The organism is Pseudomonas sp. Irchel s3f7 (genome assembly GCF_900187615.1).
Taxonomy (GTDB): Bacteria; Pseudomonadota; Gammaproteobacteria; order Pseudomonadales; family Pseudomonadaceae; genus Aquipseudomonas.
This window is the reverse complement of the sequence record NZ_FYDO01000018.1, coordinates 14,552-36,078: the sequence shown is the minus strand read 5'-3', so window position 1 is coordinate 36,078 and position 21,527 is coordinate 14,552. Positions and strand designations below refer to the sequence as shown.

Sequence of the window (21,527 nt, the reverse complement as noted above, 5' to 3'; positions counted from 1 at the left end):
TGCGCCTTTGCGACCCTATATGTCGCATTGCCGTAAACCCGGGAAAATCCGGGGTTTGCGCTATAAGAAGTTGTCGCTTGGCGGCAAGGCCGGGCTGAAAACTGTCCTTACAATCCTCACCAAGCTCGCCAGTTTCAGGCGAGTGTTTTCTCTTCAGGAGACTCCGATGTCCGTTGAGCACGCTGCGGTACAACGCGCCGATTTCGATCAGGTAATGGTTCCCAACTATGCGCCTGCCGCATTCATTCCTGTGCGTGGCGCCGGTTCTCGCGTTTGGGACCAGTCTGGCCGCGAGCTGATCGACTTCGCCGGCGGGATTGCCGTCAACGTATTGGGCCACGCGCACCCGGCGCTGGTCGGTGCCTTGACCGAGCAGGCGAACAAGCTGTGGCACGTGTCCAACGTGTTCACCAATGAGCCGGCCCTGCGCCTGGCCCATAAGCTGATCGACGCCACGTTTGCCGACCGCGCCTTCTTCTGCAACTCCGGCGCCGAAGCCAACGAGGCCGCCTTCAAGCTGGCCCGTCGTGTCGCGTTCGACCGTTTCGGCAGCGAGAAGTACGAGATCATCGCCGCGCTCAACAGCTTCCACGGCCGCACCCTGTTCACCGTGAACGTCGGTGGCCAGTCGAAGTACTCCGATGGCTTCGGTCCGAAAATCACCGGTATCACCCACGTGCCGTACAACGATCTGGCCGCGCTGAAAGCCGCTATTTCCGACAAGACGTGCGCTGTGGTGCTGGAACCGATCCAGGGCGAAAGCGGTGTGATCCCGGCTGAACTCGAATACCTGCAAGGCGCTCGCGAGCTCTGCACCGCGAACAACGCGCTGCTGGTCTTCGACGAAGTGCAAACCGGCATGGGCCGTACCGGTCATCTGTTCGCCTACCAGCATTACGGGGTGATCCCGGACATCCTGACCAGCGCCAAGAGCCTGGGCGGCGGTTTCCCGATCGCGGCGATGTTGACCACCGAAGACCTGGCCAAGCACCTGGTCGTCGGCACCCACGGCACCACTTACGGCGGCAACCCGCTGGCGTGTGCTGTCGCCGAAGCCGTGATCGACGTGATCAACACCCCTGAAGTGCTGGCCGGCGTCAACGCCAAGCACGACAAGTTCAAGGCGCGCCTTGAGCAGATCGGCGAGAAGTACGGCCTGTTCACCAAGGTCCGTGGCATGGGCCTGTTGATCGGTTGCGTGCTGAGCGATGCCTGGAAAGGCAAGGCCAAGGACATCTTCAACGCCGCTGAGCAAGAAGGCCTGATGGTCCTGCAAGCCGGCCCGGACGTGGTGCGTTTCGCCCCGAGCCTGGTGGTGGAAGATGCCGATATCGACGCCGGTCTGGACCGCTTCGAGCGTGCTGCTGCAAAACTGACACAAGCCTGATAGACCCTTCGACGCCTGAGCTTTCAGGTGTCGAACCCAATTTTGATGCCGGATCCGCTCTGACTCACCACACCTGTAGGAGCCGGCTTGCTGGCGATGAGGCCCTTAAGCCTTGCGGCGATCAACCTGCCGCCATCGCCAGCAAGCCGGCTCCTACAAAGGGGGGGGCAAGTTGAATCCGGTGTTTTTTCCTATAAGAGTTTTACGATAAGGAGTGACACCATGCTGGTGATGCGCCCCGCGCAAATGGCTGATCTGGGCGAGGTACAGCGTCTGGCTGCGGACAGCCCGATTGGTGTCACTTCCTTGCCGGATGACGTTGAACGCCTGAGCGACAAGATCGCCGCGAGCGAAGCTTCGTTCGCCGCCGAAGTGAGCTTCAACGGTGAAGAGAGCTATTTCTTCGTTCTTGAAGACTCGACCACCGGCAAACTGGTGGGCTGTTCCGCCATCGTGGCCTCGGCCGGTTATTCCGAGCCGTTCTACAGTTTCCGCAACGAAACCTTCGTGCACGCCTCCCGCGAGCTGAAGATTCACAACAAGATCCACGTGCTCTCGCAGTGCCACGACCTGACCGGCAACAGCTTGTTGACCAGTTTCTATGTGCAGCGTGAGCTGGTGGGTTCGCCTTGGGCAGAACTGAATTCCCGTGGCCGCTTGCTGTTCGTCGCCAGCCATCCGGAACGCTTCGCTGATTCCGTGGTGACCGAGATCGTCGGTTACAGCGATGAAAACGGTGACTCGCCATTCTGGGATGCCATCGGTCGCAACTTCTTCGACCTCAACTACGCTGAGGCCGAGCGCCTGTGCGGGCTCAAGAGCCGTACGTTCCTCGCCGAACTGATGCCGCATTACCCGATCTACGTGCCGTTGCTGCCGGACTCCGCGCAAGAAGCGATGGGCCAGGTGCATCCGCGGGCACAGATCACCTTCGACATCCTGATGCGCGAAGGCTTCGAGACCGATCATTACATTGACATCTTCGACGGCGGCCCGACCTTGCACGCCCGCGTCTCGGGGATCCGTTCGATCGCCCAGAGCCGCGTGGTGCCGGTGAAAATCGGCGAGCCGGTCAAAGGCGTCGGCCGTCAATATCTGGTGGCCAATGCCCAGTTGCAGGATTACCGCGCCGTCATGCTCGAGCTCGACTACGCGCCGGGCAAACCCGTGACCCTGGATCTGGAAACCGCCGAAGCCCTGGGCGTCGGTGAAGGTGCAAGCGTGCGCCTGGTAGCGGTTTAACGTCGCAATTGATGCCTAGTAAGCAGCGAAGTTTCACGGGTGGCGCAAGCGGCCCGTTTGAGGAGATAGCATGATCGTTCGTCCCGTACGCAGCAGCGATTTACCCGCTCTGATCGACCTGGCCCGCAGCACCGGCACCGGCCTGACCACCTTGCCGGCCAACGAAGAACGTCTGGCCCATCGGGTCGGCTGGGCTGAGAAGACCTTTCGCGGCGAAGCCGGGCGGGGCGATGCGGACTACCTGTTCGTGCTCGAAGACGACGACGGTCGCGTGGTCGGTATTTCCGCCATTGCCGGTGCTGTCGGCCTGCGTGAGCCGTGGTACAACTTCCGCGTCGGTCTGACCGTCAGTGCCTCGCAAGAGCTGAACATCTATCGCGAAATCCCGACGCTGTTCCTGGCCAACGACCTGACTGGCAACTCCGAGCTTTGCTCGTTGTTCCTGCACGCCGATTACCGTACCGGTCTCAACGGCCGCATGCTGTCCAAGGCGCGGATGCTGTTCATCGCCGAATTCCCGCAGCTGTTCGGTAACAAGATCATTGCCGAAATGCGCGGTGTCTCCGACGAAGCCGGGCGTTCGCCGTTCTGGGAAAGCCTGGGTCGGCACTTCTTCAAAATGGAATTCAGCCAGGCTGACTACCTGACCGGCGTGGGCAACAAGGCCTTCATCGCCGAACTGATGCCGAAATTCCCGCTGTACACCTGCTTCCTGTCGCCGGATGCGCGCAACGTGATCGGTCAGGTACACCCGGACACCGAACCGGCGCTGGCCATGCTCAAAAGCGAAGGCTTCAGCTATCAGGGCTACGTCGACATCTTCGACGCGGGCCCGGCCATCGAGTGCGAAACCGGCAAGATCCGCGCTGTGCGCGACAGTCAGGCACTGGTGCTGGCCGTTGGCACGCCGGGCGACGACGCCACGCCGTTCATCATCCATAACCGTAAACGCGATGACTGCCGCATCACTGCTGCACCGGCACGTCTGGCCGCCGGTACGCTGGTGGTCGACCCGCTGACCGCCAAACGTCTTCAACTCAACGCTGGCGACCAAGTGCGCGCCGTCGCGTTGTCCGCTGCCCGGGAGTCGAAATAATGAAGTCGCTATACGTTGCAGGTGAATGGCTGGCCGGTCAGGGCGAAGCCTTTGAATCGTTGAACCCGGTGACCCAGCAAGTGCTGTGGTCCGGGACCGGTGCCACCACTGATCAGGTTGAGTCGGCGGTGCAAGCTGCACGTCAGGCGTTCCCGGGTTGGGCTCGTCGGACCCTGGAAGAACGTATTTCGGTGCTGGAGGCCTTCGCCGCAGCGCTGAAGAGCCACGCTGACGAACTGGCGCACACCATCGGCGAAGAAACCGGCAAACCCCTGTGGGAAGCCGCGACCGAAGTCACCAGCATGGTCAACAAGATTGCGATCTCGGTGCAGAGCTACCGCGAACGTACCGGCGAGAAGAGCGGCCCGCTGGGCGACGCCACCGCCGTACTGCGCCACAAACCTCACGGTGTGGTGGCGGTGTTCGGCCCTTACAACTTCCCGGGTCACCTGCCGAGCGGCCACATCGTGCCGGCGCTGCTGGCCGGTAATAGCGTGCTGTTCAAGCCAAGCGAACTGACGCCGAAAGTCGCCGAGCTGACGGTCAAGTGCTGGATCGAGGCGGGGCTGCCGGCCGGTGTGTTGAACCTGCTGCAAGGCGCTCGCGAAACCGGTATCGCCCTTGCGGCGAACCCGGGCATCGACGGTCTGTTCTTCACCGGTTCCAGCCGCACCGGCAATCACCTGCATCAGCAATTCGCCGGTCGTCCGGACAAGATCCTTGCGCTGGAAATGGGCGGCAACAACCCGCTGGTGGTCGATCAAGTCGCTGATCTTGATGCCGCGGTTTACACCATCATTCAATCGGCGTTCATTTCGGCCGGTCAGCGCTGCACTTGCGCCCGTCGCTTGTTGGTGCCGCAAGGTGCGTGGGGCGACTCGTTGCTGGCGCGTCTGGTGGCCGTCAGCTCGACGATTGAAGTCGGTGCTTTCGATCAGCAACCGGCGCCGTTCATGGGCTCGGTGGTTTCCCTTGGCGCTGCGAAAGCGTTGATGGATGCGCAAGAACATCTGCTGGCCAATGGCGCTGTGGCGCTGTTGGATATGACGCAGCCTCAGGCTCAATCGGCCTTGCTGACCCCCGGCATTCTGGACGTGACGGCCGTGGCCAATCGTCCTGACGAAGAACTCTTCGGCCCGTTGCTGCAAGTGATCCGCTACGCTGATTTTGAAGCGGCGATCACTGAAGCCAACGACACCGCTTATGGCCTCGCTGCCGGTTTGCTGTCGGATTCCGAAGCGCGTTATCAGCAGTTCTGGCTGGAAAGCCGCGCCGGTATCGTCAACTGGAACAAGCAACTGACGGGTGCCGCGAGCAGCGCGCCGTTCGGCGGTGTCGGCGCCTCGGGTAACCATCGCGCCAGCGCTTACTACGCGGCGGATTACTGCGCGTACCCGGTGGCCTCGCTGGAAACACCGAGCCTGGTGATGCCTGCCACCTTGACGCCTGGCGTGAAGATGGCGTGATGCCCATCGCTGGCAAGCCAGCTCCCACAGGTTCGGCTGAGTTCGCAAGACTCAATCACTGTGGGAGCCAGCCTGCTGGCGATGGCCGCGCTGCGGTCTCAAAAATTGGTTACTGAAGCCTATAACAACAGATTCTCGTGGAGCCTCGCTGATGAAATCCTATGAAGTCAATTTTGACGGTCTAGTGGGGCCGACCCATAACTACGGCGGTCTGTCCTACGGCAACGTCGCGTCCCAGAGCAACAGTCAGCAGTCTTCCAACCCGAAGGAAGCCGCGCTACAAGGCCTGGCGAAGATGAAAGCGCTGATGGAAATGGGTTTCCAGCAAGGCGTGCTGGCACCGCAAGAGCGCCCGGACGTGGCAGCCCTGCGTCGCCTGGGCTTCAGCGGCACCGACGCTCAAGTGATCGAGCGCGCCGCCAAGGAAGCGATGCCGCTGCTGGTCGCCAGTTGCTCGGCGTCGAGCATGTGGGTGGCCAACGCTGCCACCGTCAGCCCGAGCGCCGACACCGCGGATGGCCGCGTGCATTTCACCGCCGCCAACCTCAACTGCAAATACCACCGCAGCATTGAACACCCGACCACCAGTCGCGTATTGGGTGCGATGTTCGCTGACCAGCAACACTTCGCCCACCACGCCGCGTTGCCGGCCGTGGCGCAGTTCGGTGACGAAGGCGCGGCCAACCACACGCGTTTCTGCCGTGAGTACGGCGAAGCCGGCGTCGAGTTCTTCGTGTTCGGTCGCAGCGCGTTCGACACCCGCTACCCGGCACCGCAGAAGTACCCGGCGCGCCAGACCCTCGAAGCGTCCCAGGCGGTCGCCCGTCTGCACGGCTTGAGCGATGACGGCGTGGTCTACGCCCAGCAGAACCCGTCGGTGATCGATCAGGGTGTTTTCCACAATGACGTGATCGCCGTGGGCAATGGCGAAGTGCTGTTCTATCACGAGGACGCGTTCCTCGAGACCGAGAAGATGCTCGCTGAGTTGCAGAGCAAACTCGCCAAGGTCGGTGGGAAATTTCAGTCGGTGTGCGTGCCTCGTTCCGCGGTCTCCGTGGAGGACGCGGTTCGCTCCTACCTGTTCAATAGCCAGCTTCTGTCGCGCCCTGACGGCTCCATGCTGTTGATCGTGCCGGAAGAGTGCCGTGGTAACGAACGTGTCTGGAACTACCTGCAAGGTTTGACCAGCTCCGGCGGCCTGATCCGCGAAGTGAAGGTTTTCGATCTCAAGCAGAGCATGCAGAACGGCGGTGGCCCGGCTTGCCTGCGACTACGCGTCGCGCTCAACGAAACCGAACTGGCGGCGGTCAACCCAGGGGTTATCATGACCGCACCGTTGTACGGCTCACTGACCGAATGGGTCGACAAGCACTACCGCGACCGCATGACCGAAAACGATCTGGCGGACCCGCAGTTGCTGCTTGAGTGCCGGACGGCACTGGATGAACTGACGCAAATCCTTAAACTGGGCGCGGTTTATCCATTCCAGATCAATTGATCGACGGTGCGCTGTCCAAGAAGACGGCGCACCGCTTCATCTCAAATGAGAGCGTAAAACATGAGCGATTCCCTGCAGCTGATCCTTGAAGACACCGACGGCACGCAACTGGAAACTTCCTGCACCCGCGTCGCGGTCCTGTGGCAAGGCAAAGAGCTGTGGATCCAGCAGGACGGCCGCGGCCAACTGTTGATCGGCGTGGACGTCGAAGAAGGTGACGCCGAGTACGCCAACCTGCTGTTGCGCCCATTGGCGACTAATCTGGTAAGTCTGCAACTGGAGATGGAACCGGCTGACCTCGACGACGACGAGGATCACGTCCACGGTCCGGACTGCAACCACGATCACTAAGGAAACCGCTCTATGCTCGCCCTCGGCAAACTGCTTGAACTGACCCTCGCCGGCCGTGAACCGGCGGAGAAGACTCAACTGACTGTCGAAGGCGTGCGCATGCGCTGGTTGAGCGAAGGTGCGCTGGAAGTCCGGCCACCTGAAGCTCGCGACAACGGCCTGGACCTGCTGCTGTCGGCGGGGATCCACGGCAACGAAACAGCGCCGATCGAGTTGCTCGATCGCCTGTTGCATGACATCGCTCGCGGTGACCTGAAACCGCGCGCCCGTATTCTGTTCCTGTTCGGCAACCCCGAAGCGATTCGCAAAGGCGAGCGTTTCGTCGAGCAGGACGTCAATCGGCTGTTCAACGGCCGTCACGAACAAAGCAGCGGTTCCGAAGCCCTGCGTGCTTGTGAGCTGGAGCGGCTGGCCGCGAGTTTCTTCAGTCTGCCGGATCGTCAGCGTCTGCATTACGACCTGCACACCGCGATTCGCGGTTCGAAAATCGAACAGTTCGCCTTGTATCCGTGGAAGGAAGGCCGCCAGCACTCGCGCCAGGAACTGGCTCGTTTGCGGGCTGCGGGCATAGAGGCGGTGCTGCTGCAGAACAAGCCGTCCATCGTGTTCAGCTCGTACACCTACGACAAACTCGGCGCCGAGGCCTTCACCCTGGAACTGGGCAAGGCGCGGCCGTTCGGGCAGAACGACGGGGTCAATGTGTCCCTGCTGGAAACCCGACTCAAGCAGATCATCGAAGGCACCGAGCCGGAAATGACCGATGCGGCGCTGGACGGTTTGCAGTTGTATAGCGTGGCACGGGAAATCATCAAGCACAGCGACAGCTTCCGCCTGAACCTGCCCGTGGACATCGAGAATTTTTCGGAATTGGAAGTGGGTTACCTGTTGGCGGAAGACATCGCCAATACCCGCTGGATCATCGAGGAGGAGGGCGCCCGGATCATCTTCCCGAACCCCAAGGTGAAGAACGGCCTGCGCGCCGGCATCCTGGTCGTGCCGACCACCGATGAAAACCTCATCTGACACAACCCCTGTAGGAGCCGGCTTGCTGGCGATTGCGTACTGCCAGTTAACGAACTGTTGACTGACCCACCGCTATCGCCAGCAAGCCGGCTCCTACAGGTTTTGCGGTGTTTAGACCGCTAGTGCACGCGGCTCCGAGCGGCGCAGGGCGCGGATTTTGTGCAGCGTATCGGCACAGGTCTTCGCCGCTTCCTGGCCTTTGTGCACGAAGTGATCGAAGAAGAACTTGTGATGCAGTTCTTCGCCCGCATGGAAGTGGTGCGGGGTCAGGGACACCGAGAACACCGGTACTTCAGTTTCCAGCTGAACCTGCATCAGGCCACTGACCACCGACTGGGCGACGAAGTCGTGACGGTAGATGCCGCCGTCCACCACCAGGGCTGCCGCGACGATGCCGGAATAACGACCGGTCTTGGCCAGCAGCTTGGCGTGCAGGGGCATTTCAAAAGCACCGCCGACTTCAAAGAAATCGATGTCGGATTCCTGATAACCCTGGGCAATCATTTCAGCGAGGAAGCCTTTACGGCTTTGATCGACTATATCCTTGTGCCAGCAGGCCTGGATGAACGCTACGCGCTCGCCATGATGGTGTTTGCTTTTGCTGTCGATTGCGGTGGGTTGCATGTTCTGACTCCTGTTTGTGTGAAAAACAGGGCGTTATGAATCGAAGGGGATTTAAGGGTACGCGCCTGCACGAATGCCTGCGGACGGCCCTTTGGTGCCAATCCCGTTCTCTCTTCATCCGGACTATGACCGTCGGCCCCGGGATCACACCGGGTCTGCTGACCTTGTCGCCAGTCACCGCCGAAGCCGTGCTGCCACCAAGCGCTCGCGGGCTATGCGCATTGCGCGCAATTACCGCCGGTGGGGAGTTGCACCCCGCCCTGAGAACGTTTTTGCCGCCTTAAAAGTGTGGCGGCGCAGCGTTTTTACCACATATTTCCTGCGTTCGCATCGTTGCTTTTGGATGATTGTTATCGAGTATTTCGTTGTATTAGCGGGCATTATCCGGGCTCAAGGGTTGAATATTCATCGCCATGCCCGCAGTAAATCTTCCGAAAGGGATTTCCCCCTGCTTACCGAGGCCAGATTCATGAGCGTTATCGATCTTCGCAGCGACACCGTCACCCAACCCTCCGCCGCAATGCTCGACGCGATGGCCAAAGCCGCCACGGGTGACGATGTGTATGGCGAAGACCCGACGGTCAATCACCTGGAAGCCGAACTGGCCAAGCGCCTGGGCTTTGCCGCCGCGCTGTTCGTGCCGACCGGCACCATGAGCAACCTGCTGGGGCTGATGGCTCATTGCGAGCGCGGTGATGAGTACATCGTCGGTCAACAGGCTCACACCTATAAATATGAAGGTGGCGGGGCGGCGGTGCTCGGTTCGATCCAGCCGCAACCACTGGACGTGCAGGCGGACGGTTCGCTTGACCTGGCGCAGGTTGCCGCCGCGATCAAACCGGATGACTTCCACTTCGCGCGCACGCGTTTGCTGGCGCTGGAAAACACCATGCAGGGCAAGGTCCTGCCGCTGGAGTACCTGGCACGAGCGCGCAGCTTTACCCGCGAACATGGCCTGCAGCTGCATCTGGACGGCGCTCGGTTGTACAACGCAGCGGTCAAGCTGGGTGTCGATGCCCGGGAAATCACCCAGTATTTCGATTCGGTCTCGGTGTGCCTGTCCAAAGGCCTGGGCGCGCCGATCGGTTCGGTGCTGTGCGGCTCCGAGGCGTTGATCGGCAAGGCACGCCGTTTGCGCAAGATGGTCGGTGGCGGCATGCGTCAGGCCGGGATTCTGGCGGCGGCAGGCTTGTATGCACTGGATCACAACGTCCAGCGCCTGGCCGACGACCACGCCAATGCACAGTTGTTGGCCGAAGGCCTGCGCGCAGCGGGTTTTGAGGTCGAGCCGGTGCAGACCAACATGGTTTACGTGGCGATGGGTGATAAAGCCGAGGCGATCAAGGCATTTGCCGCCGAACGTGGTATCAAGCTCAGCGCTGCCGCTCGTCTGCGCATGGTCACGCACATGGACGTCAGCCGCGGGCAAATCGAGCAGGTCGTCGCGACATTCGTCGACTTTTCTCGCAAGTGATAGGGTTAGCGGTCCATTTGACCGTTTCTATCGTATAAACACGCTGTACCGCGCGCGCAGGGCCGATATAATGCGGCCCTTTGCCGTCGTTTCGTCTGTTGACGTTTCGAACAGGCCTTTGGCCGCAGCCTCCGTGGAAGAACCTAATGAAAAGCGCAGAAATCCGTGAAGCCTTCCTTCGCTTCTTCGAAGAGCAAGGCCACACCCGTGTAGCCTCCAGCTCTTTGATTCCGGGCAACGACCCAACCCTGCTGTTCACTAACGCGGGGATGAACCAGTTCAAGGACTGCTTCCTGGGCCAGGAAAAGCGCGCATACACCCGCGCCACCAGCAGCCAGAAGTGCGTACGCGCCGGCGGCAAGAACAGCGACCTGGAAAACGTCGGTTATACCGCTCGTCACCACACTTTTTTCGAAATGCTGGGTAACTTCAGCTTCGGTGATTACTTCAAGCGTGATGCCATCACCTACGCCTGGACCTTCCTGACCGGCGTGCTGATGCTGCCGAAGGAAAAGCTCTGGGTGACCGTCTATGCCTCCGATGACGAGGCATACGACATCTGGACCCAGGACATCGGCGTCCCGGCCGAGCGCATGATCCGCATCGGCGACAACAAGGGCGCGCCTTACGCTTCCGACAACTTCTGGACCATGGGCGATACCGGCCCGTGCGGCCCATGCACCGAAATTTTCTACGATCACGGCGACCACATCTGGGGCGGCCCACCGGGCTCGCCGGAAGAAGACGGCGACCGCTACATCGAGATCTGGAACAACGTGTTCATGCAGTTCAACCGCACCGCCGATGGCGTGTTGCATCCGTTGCCAGCGCCGTCGGTCGACACCGGCATGGGCCTGGAGCGGATCAGTGCGGTGATGCAGCACGTCAATTCCAACTACGAAATCGACCTGTTCAAGAACCTGCTGAGCGCGTCGGCCGAAGCGATCGGCTGCGAAAATGGTGATCAGTCTTCGCTGAAAGTGGTTTCCGACCACATCCGTTCGTGCGGTTTCCTGATCGCCGACGGCGTGCTGCCATCCAACGAAGGCCGTGGTTACGTGCTGCGCCGGATCATCCGTCGCGCCTGCCGTCACGGTAACAAGCTGGGCGCCACCGGTAGCTTCTTCTACAAGATCGTCGCGGCGCTGGTCGCCGAGATGGGCGAAGCCTTCCCGGAACTGAAAACGCAGCAGAGCAACATCGAGCGCGTCCTCAAGGGCGAAGAAGAGCAGTTCTCCAAGACGCTGGAGCACGGCCTGAAGATTCTCGAGCAGGATCTGCTGGAACTCAAAGGCACCGTTGTGCCGGGCGACGTAGTGTTCAAGCTGTATGACACTTACGGTTTCCCGATGGACCTGACCGCCGACATCGCCCGTGAGCGCGAGCTGACCATCGACGAAGCCGGTTTCGAGCGCGAGATGGAAGCCCAGCGCGTGCGTGCACGTTCGGCCAGTTCGTTCGGCCTGGACTACAACACCCTGGTCAAGGTTGACGTGGCGACCGAGTTCACCGGTTACACCGACACCCGTGGTTCGGCAAAAATCGTTGCCCTGTACAAAAACGGCCAGTCGGTCGACGTATTGAGCGAAGGCGACGAGGGCGTGATCGTTCTCGACAAGACCCCGTTCTACGCCGAATCCGGTGGCCAGGTGGGCGACTGCGGTTACCTGCAGGCCGGCAATGCCCGTTTCGACGTGCGCGACACCACCAAGACCGGCGGCGCGTTCCTGCACCACGGCGTGCTGGCGTCGGGCAGCCTGATCGTTGGCGCGCCGGTGGAAACCCACGTCGAGGCTGACGTGCGTCATGCCACTTCGCTGAACCACTCGGCCACGCACTTGCTGCACGCGGCATTGCGCAAAGTGCTGGGCGATCACGTGCAGCAGAAAGGTTCGTTGGTCGACAGTCAGCGCCTGCGCTTCGACTTCAGCCACTTCGAAGCGATCAAGCCTGAGCAGATCAAAGCGCTGGAAGACATCGTCAACGCCGAGATTCGCAAGAACTCCGCCGTTGAAACCGAAGAAACCGATATCGAAACCGCCAAGCAAAAAGGCGCCATGGCGCTGTTCGGCGAGAAGTACGGCGACAACGTGCGCGTGTTGAGCATGGGCGGCGATTTCTCCGTCGAGCTGTGCGGCGGCATTCACGCCAACCGTACCGGCGACATCGGCCTGCTGAAAATCATCAGCGAAGGCGGTGTGGCGTCGGGCGTGCGTCGTATCGAAGCCGTCACCGGCGCAGCCGCGCTGGCGTACTTGAACGCGGCGGAAGAACAACTCAAGGAAGCGGCCAGTCTGGTCAAGGGCAGCCGTGACAACCTGATCGACAAGCTGTCGGCTGTGCTGGAGCGCAACCGTCTGCTGGAGAAGCAACTCGAGCAGTTGCAAGCCAAGGCAGCCAGTGCGGCGGGCGACGATCTGTCGGCGCAGGCACAGGACGTCAAAGGCGTGAAAGTGCTGGCCGTGCGTCTGGACGGTCAGGATGGCAAGGCGCTGCTGGCGCTGGTCGATCAACTGAAAAACAAACTCGGCCGCGCAGTGATCCTGCTCGGCAGTGTCCATGAGGAAAAGGTCGTTCTGGTTGCAGGCGTAACCAAAGACCTGACTGGCCAACTCAAAGCCGGTGATTTGATGAAGCAAGCCGCTGCGGCAGTGGGCGGGAAGGGCGGTGGTCGTCCAGACATGGCGCAAGGCGGCGGTACCGACGCTGGCGCACTGGACGCGGCACTGGCCCTGACCGTTCCGTTTGTAGAGCAGGGTTTATAAGGCAACGCCTCCGGTCCGCAGTCTAGTGGCGGGCCGGAACGCTGTTTGAGTGATTATTTGGGCGCCCTTCATGGGCAGAGGCGGCTTTGAAATGGCTTTGATCGTACAGAAATTTGGAGGCACCTCGGTCGGTACTGTCGAGAGAATCGAGCAGGTCGCCGACAAGGTTAAGAAATTCCGCGAGGCCGGCGATGACCTGGTGGTTGTGCTGTCTGCAATGAGCGGCGAAACCAACCGTCTGATCGATCTGGCCAAGCAAATCAGTGGCGAAGATCAACCGGTTCCCCGTGAACTGGACGTGATCGTTTCCACCGGTGAGCAGGTGACGATTGCCCTGTTGGCCATGGCGCTGATCAAGCGTGGCGTGCCAGCGGTGTCCTACACCGGCAACCAGGTGCGGATTCTGACGGACAGCGCGCACAATAAAGCGCGTATCTTGCAGATCGACGACCAGAAGATTCGTGGTGACCTGAAGGCCGGTCGCGTGGTGGTTGTCGCCGGTTTCCAGGGCGTCGACGAGCACGGCAACATCACCACCCTCGGTCGTGGCGGTTCCGACACCACCGGCGTGGCGTTGGCGGCAGCCCTGAAGGCTGACGAATGCCAGATCTACACCGACGTCGATGGTGTCTACACCACCGACCCGCGTGTGGTCTCCGTGGCGCAGCGCCTGGACAAGATCACCTTCGAAGAGATGCTGGAAATGGCCAGCCTCGGTTCCAAGGTGTTGCAGATCCGTGCGGTCGAATTCGCCGGCAAGTACAACGTTCCGCTGCGCGTTCTGCACAGCTTCAAAGAGGGTCCGGGCACCCTCATTACTATTGATGAAGAGGAAACCATGGAACAGCCGATCATTTCCGGTATCGCTTTCAACCGCGATGAAGCCAAGCTGACCATCCGTGGCGTGCCAGACATCCCGGGCGTTGCCTTCAAGATTCTCGGCCCGATCAGTGCCGCGAACATCGAAGTCGACATGATCGTGCAGAACGTTGCGCACGATAACACCACCGACTTCACCTTCACCGTGCACCGCAACGACTACCAGGCTGCGCAAGCGGTGCTGGAAAAGACCGCTGCCGAGCTGGGTGCCCGTGAAGTGGTTGGCGACACCAAGATCGCCAAGGTCTCGATCGTGGGTGTTGGCATGCGTTCGCACGCAGGCGTCGCTAGCCGCATGTTCGAATCCCTGGCCAAGGAAAGCATCAACATCCAGATGATCTCGACTTCGGAAATCAAAGTCTCCGTAGTGATCGAAGAGAAGTACCTGGAACTGGCTGTGCGCGCGCTGCACACGGCTTTCGAACTGGACGCACCGGCCCGACAGGGCGAGTGATGCGTTTGCCAAAGGGCGCGGTCTGACCGCGCCTTTTGTTTTTTTGAATGGCGAGACCCGAGCCTGTTCTTTTGCTCGCGCTGGTCAATACTCAGGCATGTAGGGCTGTGACCGCTCCGGTTGTGGGTCGAGTGCCTTTTTTTTGCAGACTGTTGTCCCTGAAATGAATTGCGTGAGGAGAAAGGTATGCTGATTCTGACTCGTCGGTGTGCAGAAAGCCTGATTATCGGTGATGGCGAAATCACCGTGACTGTGCTCGGCGTCAAAGGAAATCAAGTGCGCATCGGTGTCAACGCCCCCAAAGAGGTGGCGGTTCACCGGGAAGAAATTTACCTGCGTATCAAGAAAGAGAAGGACGAAGAACCAAGCCATTAATTTTTATCGTTTTTTATGTTTGCAAACGGGGAAGAAGCTGGTTAATATACGCCCCGTGTTGCGGAGAGCTGGCCGAGTGGCCGAAGGCGCTCCCCTGCTAAGGGAGTACACCTCACAAGGGTGTCGGGGGTTCGAATCCCCCGTTCTCCGCCATTATTTGCGTAGTACGTTGTAATCTGGCTTCTTCGGTAAGTTGTTGAAATTACTAGAAAAAGTGTTTGACATAGAGATTAGACGGCCTATAATGCGCGGCAACAAATGCACTCGTAGCTCAGCTGGATAGAGTACTCGGCTACGAACCGAGCGGTCACAGGTTCGAATCCTGTCGAGTGCACCATTTAAGAGTTATTTGCAGTAATGTAGGTAACTCAGCTTCAGCCAGTTGTGATCTGGTCTAAAAACACAAAATGCACTCGTAGCTCAGCTGGATAGAGTACTCGGCTACGAACCGAGCGGTCACAGGTTCGAATCCTGTCGAGTGCACCATACAACAGAAAGCCCGCATTTAATGCGGGCTTTTTGCCGTCTGGGATTTGGCTTTTCCTTTCGTGCATCCCTTCTCGTCGAATTCAATGTGTGCGCTGCGACCTCGCTGGGTGTCGTAACGGTAACGCGTGGCTGAGTTTCGAATGCTGATCTTGTCTGGCTTGCCGAGGGCGCTTTCGACGTCTTGTTGGCTCATGCCGGCGATCACACGCTGATTGATGATCGCTTCGCGACGCTCCCTGGCATTGAGCAGGTTTCCACACTTGTCTTCCTGCTGGCCGACCACGACCGGTTCTCTCCTTGTGGATTTCATACTGGATGTGTCGCGCGTTTCGGATTCCGGCATGAGTGCCGTGATGCTGCCTGGTGTAAACGTGCGGATATCCTGTAGCGAAAGCTGTTCTCCATTCGCGCAACTCAGCGTCGTGAAGGTAATGCGTCCGTCGACGGCTTCGCAGCGGTTAACGGTCGTAGCGAGCGCCAGGGGTGGCGGGCAGAGCAGGGCGAGCAGTAAAAAGCACGACACATTCGATCGCATCAATTGTCCTCCATGACGGTTGGCCTGAAGGTTAGCCGGAACAATTTTCGAGGGCGGTGTGTTTTCTTTTCAGGATGCGTCGTCGCAATTTCATGGGTCAGGACAGTGCTCAAGTTTGTTTCGCAAGCGCTTGTTTCAGCCGCGATTTTTTAACGTTTTAAACCGTCAGGCGGTGTATCATTGCGCCCGTCAGCCCCGCCGGGGCTTTTGGATTACCTCCATGGACTTACCCAGTAGTTACTCAGCACCCCGTTTTTCCAATCATGAATTGACTGATTGATCCTTCCGGCGCGCCCCGCTGCTGGGAGTGGAGTTCGCCTATGTCTGAAGTTGAAGTAAAGAAAACGCAGGAAAGCTTGCAGGACCGCCTGGCTCAGGTGGTTGAATTGCTGCAGCGCCAGCGAGTTGTCGAAGACCTGACTCACCGCCAGGAAGGCCCGCATCATGACCGGGTCGAGAACCTGGTTCACCGGCAGAACCTCGTCGAGTTGCAACGCAAGCTCGATGATCTGCACTCTGCCGACGTTGCCTACATCCTTGAAGCCTTGCCGGTGGACGATCGTCTGACGCTCTGGCAGCTGGTCAAGGCCGATCGTGACGGCGACATCCTGCTTGAAGTATCCGATTCGGTTCGTGAAACCCTGATCGCCGACATGGACGATCACGAGCTCCTGGCTGCGGCCAAGGACATGGATGCCGACGAACTCGCTGACCTGGCCTCCGAGCTGCCGCGAGACGTCGTCCACGAGCTGATGGAGACCCTCGACCAGCAACAACGCGAGCGTGTGCGTTCGGCGCTGTCCTACGACGAGGAGCAGGTCGGCGCACTGATGGACTTCGAGATGGTGACGATCCGCGAGGATGTCAGCCTTGAAGTGGTCTTGCGTTACCTTCGTCGTCTCAAGGAGCTGCCGGGTCATACCGACAAACTGTTTGTGGTCGATTACGACGGCGTCCTCAAGGGCGTGTTGCCGATCAAGCGTTTGCTGGTCAACGACCCGGACAAACAGGTCTCCGAGGTGATGGCCAGCGATCCGGTGAGTTTTCACCCGGACGAAGACGCCTACGACGCCGCCCAGGCCTTCGAGCGTTATGACTTGATCTCCGCGCCGGTGGTCGACAAGAACGGCAAGCTGATCGGCCGTCTGACCATCGACGAGATGGTCGACCTCATTCGTGAAGAGAGTGAAAACGAAGTTCTCAACATGGCGGGTCTGCGCGAAGAAGAAGATATCTTCGCATCGGTCTGGAAATCCCTGCGTAACCGTTGGGCCTGGCTGGCGATCAACCTGATTACCGCTTTCGTGGCGTCCCGGGTGATCGGTCTGTTCGAAGGCTCGATCGAGAAGCTCGTCGCGCTCGCGGCATTGATGCCGATCGTGGCGGGCATTGGTGGTAACTCGGGCAACCAGACCATCACCATGATTGTGCGGGCCATGGCGCTGGACCAGGTCAGCACCGGCAATACCTCACGGCTGATGCGCAAAGAGCTGGCGGTTGCCTTGATCAACGGCGTGATCTGGGGTGGTGTGATCGGTGTCGTCGCGTTTCTGCTGTACGGCAGCTGGTCGCTTGGCGTGGTGATGACCGCTGCAATGATCCTTAACCTGTTGCTGGCGGCATTGATGGGTGTCTTGATCCCGATGACGCTGGCGCGGCTTGGGCGAGACCCTGCGATGGGTGCCAGCGTGATGATTACCGCGATGACCGACAGCGGTGGTTTTTTCATCTTCCTGGGGCTGGCGACCATTTTCCTGCTCTGAGTCAACGTTCACTGAAACCCGCCGCCCGGCGGGTTTTTTGTGCCCGGATTTCAGGCAAAAAAAAGCCAGCGATCAGGCTGGCTTGGGCTTTCGGAGCGTATCAGGACGCGTCGGAGGCCATTTCTGCGTCATGAGCGATCAGCGAAACAAGAGCGTTCTGCTGACGGTGAGAAAGTTGGCGGAAGCGTTGCAGCAACTCGCGTTCGTGCAACGAAAGCTCCGGGCTGTCCAGGCGCATGCTCAGCTCTTCGCCCAGTGCGCCTTCCTGAATAAGACTCTGTTCAAGGCGTGCAATGATTTCGGAGTTCATGCTGCGATGATGATTGCGAGCCACCTCGGCAATGCGTTCACGCATTCCGTCTGGCAGACGTACGACGAACTTGTCAGCCGTACGGCTGGAATAAATTGCCTGTTTCAATGGGCGCATATATTTAACCGGTTTAGTTCAGGGGAGCGGTTTTCGGGATCGGCCGCAGGATGTCTGGTAGGACAAGCGCTCTGGCCAAATGTTCAACCTGAATTGATGGAGGCGCGCATCATGCCTCAAATGAGCCGGATCCTTGGCGTCAATTCTGTGACAAATATTGAACTGGATAAAGGCGTTCTGCCAGCACCAATTATCAGAAATGCGGACTGGTTTGAAAACTTCGACACGCCCGATTCGCTGATTGCACTCACTGACCGACAAACGGTGCCTGAAGGAATGAACATGCGAATTCGATCAACGTTCCTTGCTTATACAGAATAGTGGCAAATGGCCGATTTACTAGGGGCGTTGTCTCTACAGGGCAAGTTCAGGATGGATGCCAGTCCCTTCCACCAGCGTTAACGCAGTACCGGGTCAAACTTGATCTTGCGTCCGACGATCAGTGCCAGCACGAATAGCGCGGTGAATATTCCGCAGGCAATCAACGGCAGGGTGAAGGACATGTCCTGGCTCATCGACAAATGAAGAATGCCGCTCAATAAGGCGAGGATAAAAAATCCTGCGGCTGATTTGGACATGCTGTGCTCCTCAAGGGGGGACATTCAAAAGACCAGGCGTTCGGAAGAGGGCGCCGGCAACACGATGTTTTCCTGGCTAACGTCCTGGCCGACAAATCCGTGCTGATCGTTGATCACTGCCAGTTGCGGCGACTTTTGCAGCTGAAGGTAATACGGCATGCGCTCGGCCACCTGCGCCGCACCGTCCTCGACGAAAAAATGCCCCCCCAGCAAGATTGTCAGTGCGATCGCATTGAAGATTAAGAGGGCGCGGTTCATGACGCTGGCCTCGATTGTTCTGTGAGAACAGCTGAAGCAGCTCGCATGCCAGAGTTTATCTGTAATTAAATTCTTAAAAAACAATGGATTAAGTTATTTTTGCCAAGTGTCGATCTTGCATTTTGCAATGATGGCTTTTTGCGCTGATGCAATTTGCACGGTAAACAACTCGCCCCCCCCAAAAGTGGCGCCTGCCTACACTTAAAAAGCCAACGGACGACATGACAAAAGCAGGCCTGCCCGTTAACATGCACGCCGTCTATCGCAACGCTTCGCACCGCGGTCGATCTGTGTCTCAGTAGCTCAATTGGATAGAGCATCCCCCTCCTAAGGGGAAGGTTGGCAGTTCGAACCTGCCCTGGGACACCATATTTCCGGGCTCTTCAGCTGGAGTTGAATTCCTCCAGCTAAACCCATGGGTGCAGCAGCGGACCTATAGGTGCTGCGTCTGTGACCCTTCCTTCATCCTCCTCGTAAACATTGCCTACACTCGAGATTGCCGGGAATGACCTCGGGCTCGATTGGGAGTGTTTCGACATTGACTATCAGCATCGCGATCGCCATATACGACGCTGTTGCCAGTGTCGCGATGCCGAATGTCGTACACAAATAGTTGCCACTTATCAGGTGGGGAAAAGGAGGTCTGAAGACCTCCTTTCTGGATCAAGCGTTCGCGAATTCAGCGCTTAACTTGGCAGCAGCTTTCTCAAAGGCAACTTTCATTTCTTCGATCACGAAGCTGTTGTGCTCAAAGGAAATGTAAATACGGCCGTACGGAGACGGCATCATCAACACTCCTGCTTCGCGCAGCGCCAGGTGCAGGGCCATGGTGAAGGCAGGGTTCGCTTTCTCGACTGCCTGCTCGTACGTTACCGGGGGCGTCATTCCCAACCAAACACCAAACACATTCCCGTAGCCGCTGGTTGAAATGATCACGCCATGCAATCTGAAAATGGCCTCAATCGCAACGCGTAGATCGTTGCCGCATTGGATGAGACTCTCGTAGTCGCTGTTATCCAGTTGAGTCAGGGTGTTCGTCATGGCTGCGCATGCCAGCGGATTACCGCTGAATGTGCCCCCGCGAAGGACACGTCCTTCTTCAAAGCCTGCCAAGATGTGAGGCTTGCCGACGATCGCAGAAACTGGAACGCCGTTACCAATCGCTTTGCCGACGCTCGCGATATCAGGGCTCAAACCTTCACGCAGCCCTGCCAGGCCGGCATACAGCCGGAAACCCATCAGAACCTCGTCACAAATCACCAGTGCACCGTGTTTATGAGCAATGTCCTGCACATGTTTGAGGTAACCAGGCAATGGCATGATGCATCCAGCGTTGGCCAGCATCGGCTCAAGGATGACCGCCGCGATGTCATTGTCTTCTTCGAATAGTCGCTCTACATCTGCGAAATCGTTGTAGCGGATCAGCGTAGTACGTTCGGTAAACGGACGCTTTCCATCCTGGAAGCTCGCTTCCCGGGAGGTGACGTTGCCGTAGCTGACATCATCGAACCATCCATCGAAACCGGCAGCCATCTTAGCGATTTTTCCACGGCTGGTATAAGCCCGAGCTGCACGGCAGGCGAGGTGTACAGCTTCGCTACCGGAGTTAGTGAAGATCACCTTTGAGAGCTCGCCGGTATGTTTGGCCAGTTCAGTTGCGGCTCCATGCTCACGGACATGAGCCCAAGATGGCGCGGCACTGTCGCCCAATGCTTCAGTAACAGCAGCATTTACCGAGTCATTCGAGTGGCCAAGCAATACCGCACCAAAGCCCAGCGCGGTATCGATGTATCTGCGACCTTTGTCATCCCAAAGGTACGCGCCTTTACCTTTGCTAATGAACAGTTTTTCACCATTCAGGTCAGGCAGGATACGAGCAGCACTGGAAACATCACCAACTAAATTAGGCATAAAAACCTCTGAATTTTGACAGTAGTTAGCCGTCCCGGGTATTGGGCCCGAGAGGGTTTTTACGTAGCTTTTAACGAGCCTGAATAGGCTGCGTGTGCCTTCTTATTCTTGTTTTATCTTCATTTTTTCGTTGCGACGGCGGAGTAATTCCAGTGTCAGCAACATCAGTACGGACAGGATGACCATGATGGTGGCGACAGCCGCGATGTTTGGACTGATGTTCTCTCTGATACCCGAGAACATCTGAAGCGGAAGTGTTCTTTGCGACGGGCTAGCCAGGAAAAGAGTGACCACCACCTCATCGAAAGACGTGGCAAACGCGAACAGTCCTCCCGAGATCACTCCTGGGGCAATCAAAGGCAACACGACCTTAAAGAAGACCGTGAGCGGTGGGGCGCCAAGACTGGCAGCTGCTCTGCTCAGATTGGTGTTGAAACCCTGCAAAGTCGCATTAACCGTGATAACTACGAAAGGGACACCCAGCATCGCGTGCGCCAGTACCAATCCAATGTAGCTATTGAGCAACTGCAGTTTGGCGAAGAAGAAGTACAGACCTACTGCGACAATGATCAGAGGCACGATCATTGGCGAAATGAGAAAGGCCATAACCACGTTTTTGAAGGGGAAGTTACCCCGACACAAGCCAACGGATGCCATCGTCCCGAACACCATCGCCAGCAAGGTGGCGCCTGGAGCGATGATGAAACTGTTCTTGAATGCTTGGCGCCATTCTTGAGACGTCATCAGCTCTTCATACCAACGGAAGGAGAAGCCATCCATTGGGTATGTGAGAAAAGATGACGAATTGAAAGATAAAGGAATGATCACCAGTATCGGAACGATCAAAAACAGCAGTACAAGGATTGAGGTAGAGACCAATCCAAACCTGGCCAGTTTCTCTGCAGAGGAAGCGTAAGGCTGCAACATGTCGA

General features: G+C 58.4%; 20 protein-coding genes, 4 tRNA genes and 1 riboswitch. Of the genes, 17 read left to right on the top strand and 7 right to left on the bottom strand.

The features are described 5' to 3' along the window. Window positions 1–166 precede the first annotated feature (166 nt). The 7 genes from CKW19_RS16815 to astE all read left to right on the top strand — a co-directional run bounded on the left by CKW19_RS16815 (window position 167) and on the right by astE (window position 8,063). A complete protein-coding gene (locus CKW19_RS16815) occupies window positions 167–1,387 on the top strand; it encodes an aspartate aminotransferase family protein (protein WP_095058853.1) in 1,221 nt (406 codons plus the stop codon). 222 nt (window positions 1,388–1,609) lie between these two features. Beyond that, the gene (aruF, locus tag CKW19_RS16810; RefSeq protein WP_095058852.1) at window positions 1,610–2,629 is read left to right on the top strand and encodes an arginine/ornithine succinyltransferase subunit alpha; all 1,020 of its coding nucleotides are present in this window, start codon (window positions 1,610–1,612) and stop codon (window positions 2,627–2,629) included. Between the two features lie 70 nt (window positions 2,630–2,699). After that, entirely contained in the window at window positions 2,700–3,725 is a 1,026-nt protein-coding gene (gene astA, locus CKW19_RS16805; protein WP_095058851.1) for an arginine N-succinyltransferase, read from the top strand. Beyond that, complete coding sequence (gene astD / locus CKW19_RS16800; protein WP_095058850.1) at window positions 3,725–5,191, top strand: succinylglutamate-semialdehyde dehydrogenase; 1,467 nt, start codon at window positions 3,725–3,727, stop codon at window positions 5,189–5,191. The genes astA and astD overlap by 1 nt, the downstream gene beginning before the upstream one ends. A gap of 151 nt (window positions 5,192–5,342) precedes the next feature. Then, window positions 5,343–6,689, top strand: a complete 1,347-nt coding sequence (astB, locus tag CKW19_RS16795) for an N-succinylarginine dihydrolase (RefSeq protein ID WP_095058849.1) — start codon at window positions 5,343–5,345, stop codon at window positions 6,687–6,689. Window positions 6,690–6,749: 60 nt separating this feature from the next. Beyond that, the gene (locus CKW19_RS16790; RefSeq protein ID WP_095058848.1) at window positions 6,750–7,040 is read left to right on the top strand and encodes a topoisomerase II; all 291 of its coding nucleotides are present in this window, start codon (window positions 6,750–6,752) and stop codon (window positions 7,038–7,040) included. A gap of 12 nt (window positions 7,041–7,052) precedes the next feature. Next, on the top strand, window positions 7,053–8,063 hold the full coding sequence (astE, locus tag CKW19_RS16785; protein ID WP_095058847.1) for a succinylglutamate desuccinylase: 1,011 nt from the start codon (window positions 7,053–7,055) through the stop codon (window positions 8,061–8,063). 111 nt (window positions 8,064–8,174) lie between these two features. On the opposite strand, the gene CKW19_RS16780 is transcribed toward astE, so the two are convergent. After that, window positions 8,175–8,687, bottom strand: coding sequence for a 6,7-dimethyl-8-ribityllumazine synthase (locus CKW19_RS16780; RefSeq protein WP_095058846.1), 513 nt, complete (start codon window positions 8,685–8,687; stop codon window positions 8,175–8,177). Between the two features lie 101 nt (window positions 8,688–8,788). Next, a riboswitch (FMN riboswitch) is annotated at window positions 8,789–8,959 on the bottom strand. Window positions 8,960–9,156: 197 nt separating this feature from the next. On the opposite strand from CKW19_RS16780, the gene ltaE reads away from it, so the two are divergent. The 7 genes from ltaE to CKW19_RS16745 all read left to right on the top strand — a co-directional run bounded on the left by ltaE (window position 9,157) and on the right by CKW19_RS16745 (window position 15,120). Continuing rightward, window positions 9,157–10,161, top strand: coding sequence for a low-specificity L-threonine aldolase (gene ltaE, locus CKW19_RS16775; protein ID WP_095058845.1), 1,005 nt, complete (start codon window positions 9,157–9,159; stop codon window positions 10,159–10,161). Between the two features lie 146 nt (window positions 10,162–10,307). Then, complete coding sequence (alaS, locus tag CKW19_RS16770; protein ID WP_095058844.1) at window positions 10,308–12,926, top strand: alanine--tRNA ligase; 2,619 nt, start codon at window positions 10,308–10,310, stop codon at window positions 12,924–12,926. A 91-nt stretch (window positions 12,927–13,017) separates the two neighbouring features. Further along, the gene (locus CKW19_RS16765) at window positions 13,018–14,259 is read left to right on the top strand and encodes an aspartate kinase (RefSeq protein ID WP_095058939.1); all 1,242 of its coding nucleotides are present in this window, start codon (window positions 13,018–13,020) and stop codon (window positions 14,257–14,259) included. Between the two features lie 186 nt (window positions 14,260–14,445). After that, complete coding sequence (gene csrA / locus CKW19_RS16760; RefSeq protein WP_002554426.1) at window positions 14,446–14,634, top strand: carbon storage regulator CsrA; 189 nt, start codon at window positions 14,446–14,448, stop codon at window positions 14,632–14,634. Window positions 14,635–14,696: 62 nt separating this feature from the next. Beyond that, a tRNA-Ser gene (locus CKW19_RS16755) sits at window positions 14,697–14,787 on the top strand. Between the two features lie 107 nt (window positions 14,788–14,894). Further along, a tRNA-Arg gene (locus CKW19_RS16750) sits at window positions 14,895–14,971 on the top strand. A gap of 72 nt (window positions 14,972–15,043) precedes the next feature. Continuing rightward, window positions 15,044–15,120, top strand: a tRNA-Arg gene (locus tag CKW19_RS16745). A gap of 19 nt (window positions 15,121–15,139) precedes the next feature. Here the strand turns inward: CKW19_RS16745 and CKW19_RS16740 are convergent. Next, a complete protein-coding gene (locus CKW19_RS16740; protein ID WP_095058843.1) occupies window positions 15,140–15,658 on the bottom strand; it encodes a cell envelope protein SmpA in 519 nt (172 codons plus the stop codon). 320 nt (window positions 15,659–15,978) lie between these two features. On the opposite strand from CKW19_RS16740, the gene mgtE reads away from it, so the two are divergent. Further along, the gene (gene mgtE, locus CKW19_RS16735) at window positions 15,979–17,421 is read left to right on the top strand and encodes a magnesium transporter (RefSeq protein WP_095058842.1); all 1,443 of its coding nucleotides are present in this window, start codon (window positions 15,979–15,981) and stop codon (window positions 17,419–17,421) included. 100 nt (window positions 17,422–17,521) lie between these two features. Here mgtE and CKW19_RS16730 read toward each other — a convergent pair whose 3' ends face one another. After that, window positions 17,522–17,848: an Arc family DNA-binding protein gene (locus CKW19_RS16730; RefSeq protein WP_007992792.1), complete on the bottom strand. Its 327-nt coding sequence runs from the start codon at window positions 17,846–17,848 to the stop codon at window positions 17,522–17,524. Between the two features lie 111 nt (window positions 17,849–17,959). On the opposite strand from CKW19_RS16730, the gene CKW19_RS16725 reads away from it, so the two are divergent. Continuing rightward, window positions 17,960–18,169 (top strand): hypothetical protein, encoded by a 210-nt coding sequence (locus tag CKW19_RS16725; RefSeq protein WP_095058841.1) that lies wholly within the window; start codon window positions 17,960–17,962, stop codon window positions 18,167–18,169. 77 nt (window positions 18,170–18,246) lie between these two features. Here CKW19_RS16725 and CKW19_RS16720 read toward each other — a convergent pair whose 3' ends face one another. Further along, window positions 18,247–18,426, bottom strand: a complete 180-nt coding sequence (locus tag CKW19_RS16720) for a PA3371 family protein (RefSeq protein ID WP_095058840.1) — start codon at window positions 18,424–18,426, stop codon at window positions 18,247–18,249. Between the two features lie 24 nt (window positions 18,427–18,450). Beyond that, window positions 18,451–18,684: a hypothetical protein gene (locus CKW19_RS16715; RefSeq protein ID WP_095058839.1), complete on the bottom strand. Its 234-nt coding sequence runs from the start codon at window positions 18,682–18,684 to the stop codon at window positions 18,451–18,453. A 292-nt stretch (window positions 18,685–18,976) separates the two neighbouring features. Between CKW19_RS16715 and CKW19_RS16705 the strand changes: the two genes are divergently transcribed. After that, a tRNA-Arg gene (locus CKW19_RS16705) sits at window positions 18,977–19,053 on the top strand. A gap of 294 nt (window positions 19,054–19,347) precedes the next feature. Here CKW19_RS16705 and CKW19_RS16700 read toward each other — a convergent pair. Together CKW19_RS16700 and CKW19_RS16695 are read right to left on the bottom strand one after the other, a co-directional pair. Continuing rightward, entirely contained in the window at window positions 19,348–20,595 is a 1,248-nt protein-coding gene (locus CKW19_RS16700; RefSeq protein ID WP_095058838.1) for an aspartate aminotransferase family protein, read from the bottom strand. A gap of 102 nt (window positions 20,596–20,697) precedes the next feature. After that, complete coding sequence (locus CKW19_RS16695; protein ID WP_095058837.1) at window positions 20,698–21,522, bottom strand: ABC transporter permease; 825 nt, start codon at window positions 21,520–21,522, stop codon at window positions 20,698–20,700. Window positions 21,523–21,527: the final 5 nt, after the last annotated feature.

Excerpts from the sequence above, each read along its gene's own strand:
- CKW19_RS16730 (WP_007992792.1), bottom strand. The coding sequence starts at position 17,848 with ATGCGCCCATTGAAACAGGCAATTTATTCCAGCCGTACGGCTGACAAG.
- CKW19_RS16700 (WP_095058838.1), bottom strand. The coding sequence starts at position 20,595 with ATGCCTAATTTAGTTGGTGATGTTTCCAGTGCTGCTCGTATCCTGCCT.
- CKW19_RS16815 (WP_095058853.1), top strand. The coding sequence starts at position 167 with ATGTCCGTTGAGCACGCTGCGGTACAACGCGCCGATTTCGATCAGGTA.
- astB (WP_095058849.1), top strand. The coding sequence starts at position 5,343 with ATGAAATCCTATGAAGTCAATTTTGACGGTCTAGTGGGGCCGACCCAT.
- ltaE (WP_095058845.1), top strand. The coding sequence starts at position 9,157 with ATGAGCGTTATCGATCTTCGCAGCGACACCGTCACCCAACCCTCCGCC.
- CKW19_RS16695 (WP_095058837.1), bottom strand. The coding sequence starts at position 21,522 with ATGTTGCAGCCTTACGCTTCCTCTGCAGAGAAACTGGCCAGGTTTGGA.
- CKW19_RS16740 (WP_095058843.1), bottom strand. The coding sequence starts at position 15,658 with ATGCGATCGAATGTGTCGTGCTTTTTACTGCTCGCCCTGCTCTGCCCG.
- CKW19_RS16780 (WP_095058846.1), bottom strand. The coding sequence starts at position 8,687 with ATGCAACCCACCGCAATCGACAGCAAAAGCAAACACCATCATGGCGAG.
- alaS (WP_095058844.1), top strand. The coding sequence starts at position 10,308 with ATGAAAAGCGCAGAAATCCGTGAAGCCTTCCTTCGCTTCTTCGAAGAG.
- astA (WP_095058851.1), top strand. The coding sequence starts at position 2,700 with ATGATCGTTCGTCCCGTACGCAGCAGCGATTTACCCGCTCTGATCGAC.
- astE (WP_095058847.1), top strand. The coding sequence starts at position 7,053 with ATGCTCGCCCTCGGCAAACTGCTTGAACTGACCCTCGCCGGCCGTGAA.
- CKW19_RS16720 (WP_095058840.1), bottom strand. The coding sequence starts at position 18,426 with ATGTCCAAATCAGCCGCAGGATTTTTTATCCTCGCCTTATTGAGCGGC.
- CKW19_RS16765 (WP_095058939.1), top strand. The coding sequence starts at position 13,018 with ATGGCTTTGATCGTACAGAAATTTGGAGGCACCTCGGTCGGTACTGTC.
- aruF (WP_095058852.1), top strand. The coding sequence starts at position 1,610 with ATGCTGGTGATGCGCCCCGCGCAAATGGCTGATCTGGGCGAGGTACAG.
- astD (WP_095058850.1), top strand. The coding sequence starts at position 3,725 with ATGAAGTCGCTATACGTTGCAGGTGAATGGCTGGCCGGTCAGGGCGAA.
- mgtE (WP_095058842.1), top strand. The coding sequence starts at position 15,979 with ATGTCTGAAGTTGAAGTAAAGAAAACGCAGGAAAGCTTGCAGGACCGC.
- CKW19_RS16715 (WP_095058839.1), bottom strand. The coding sequence starts at position 18,684 with ATGAACCGCGCCCTCTTAATCTTCAATGCGATCGCACTGACAATCTTG.
- csrA (WP_002554426.1), top strand. The coding sequence starts at position 14,446 with ATGCTGATTCTGACTCGTCGGTGTGCAGAAAGCCTGATTATCGGTGAT.
- CKW19_RS16725 (WP_095058841.1), top strand. The coding sequence starts at position 17,960 with ATGCCTCAAATGAGCCGGATCCTTGGCGTCAATTCTGTGACAAATATT.
- CKW19_RS16790 (WP_095058848.1), top strand. The coding sequence starts at position 6,750 with ATGAGCGATTCCCTGCAGCTGATCCTTGAAGACACCGACGGCACGCAA.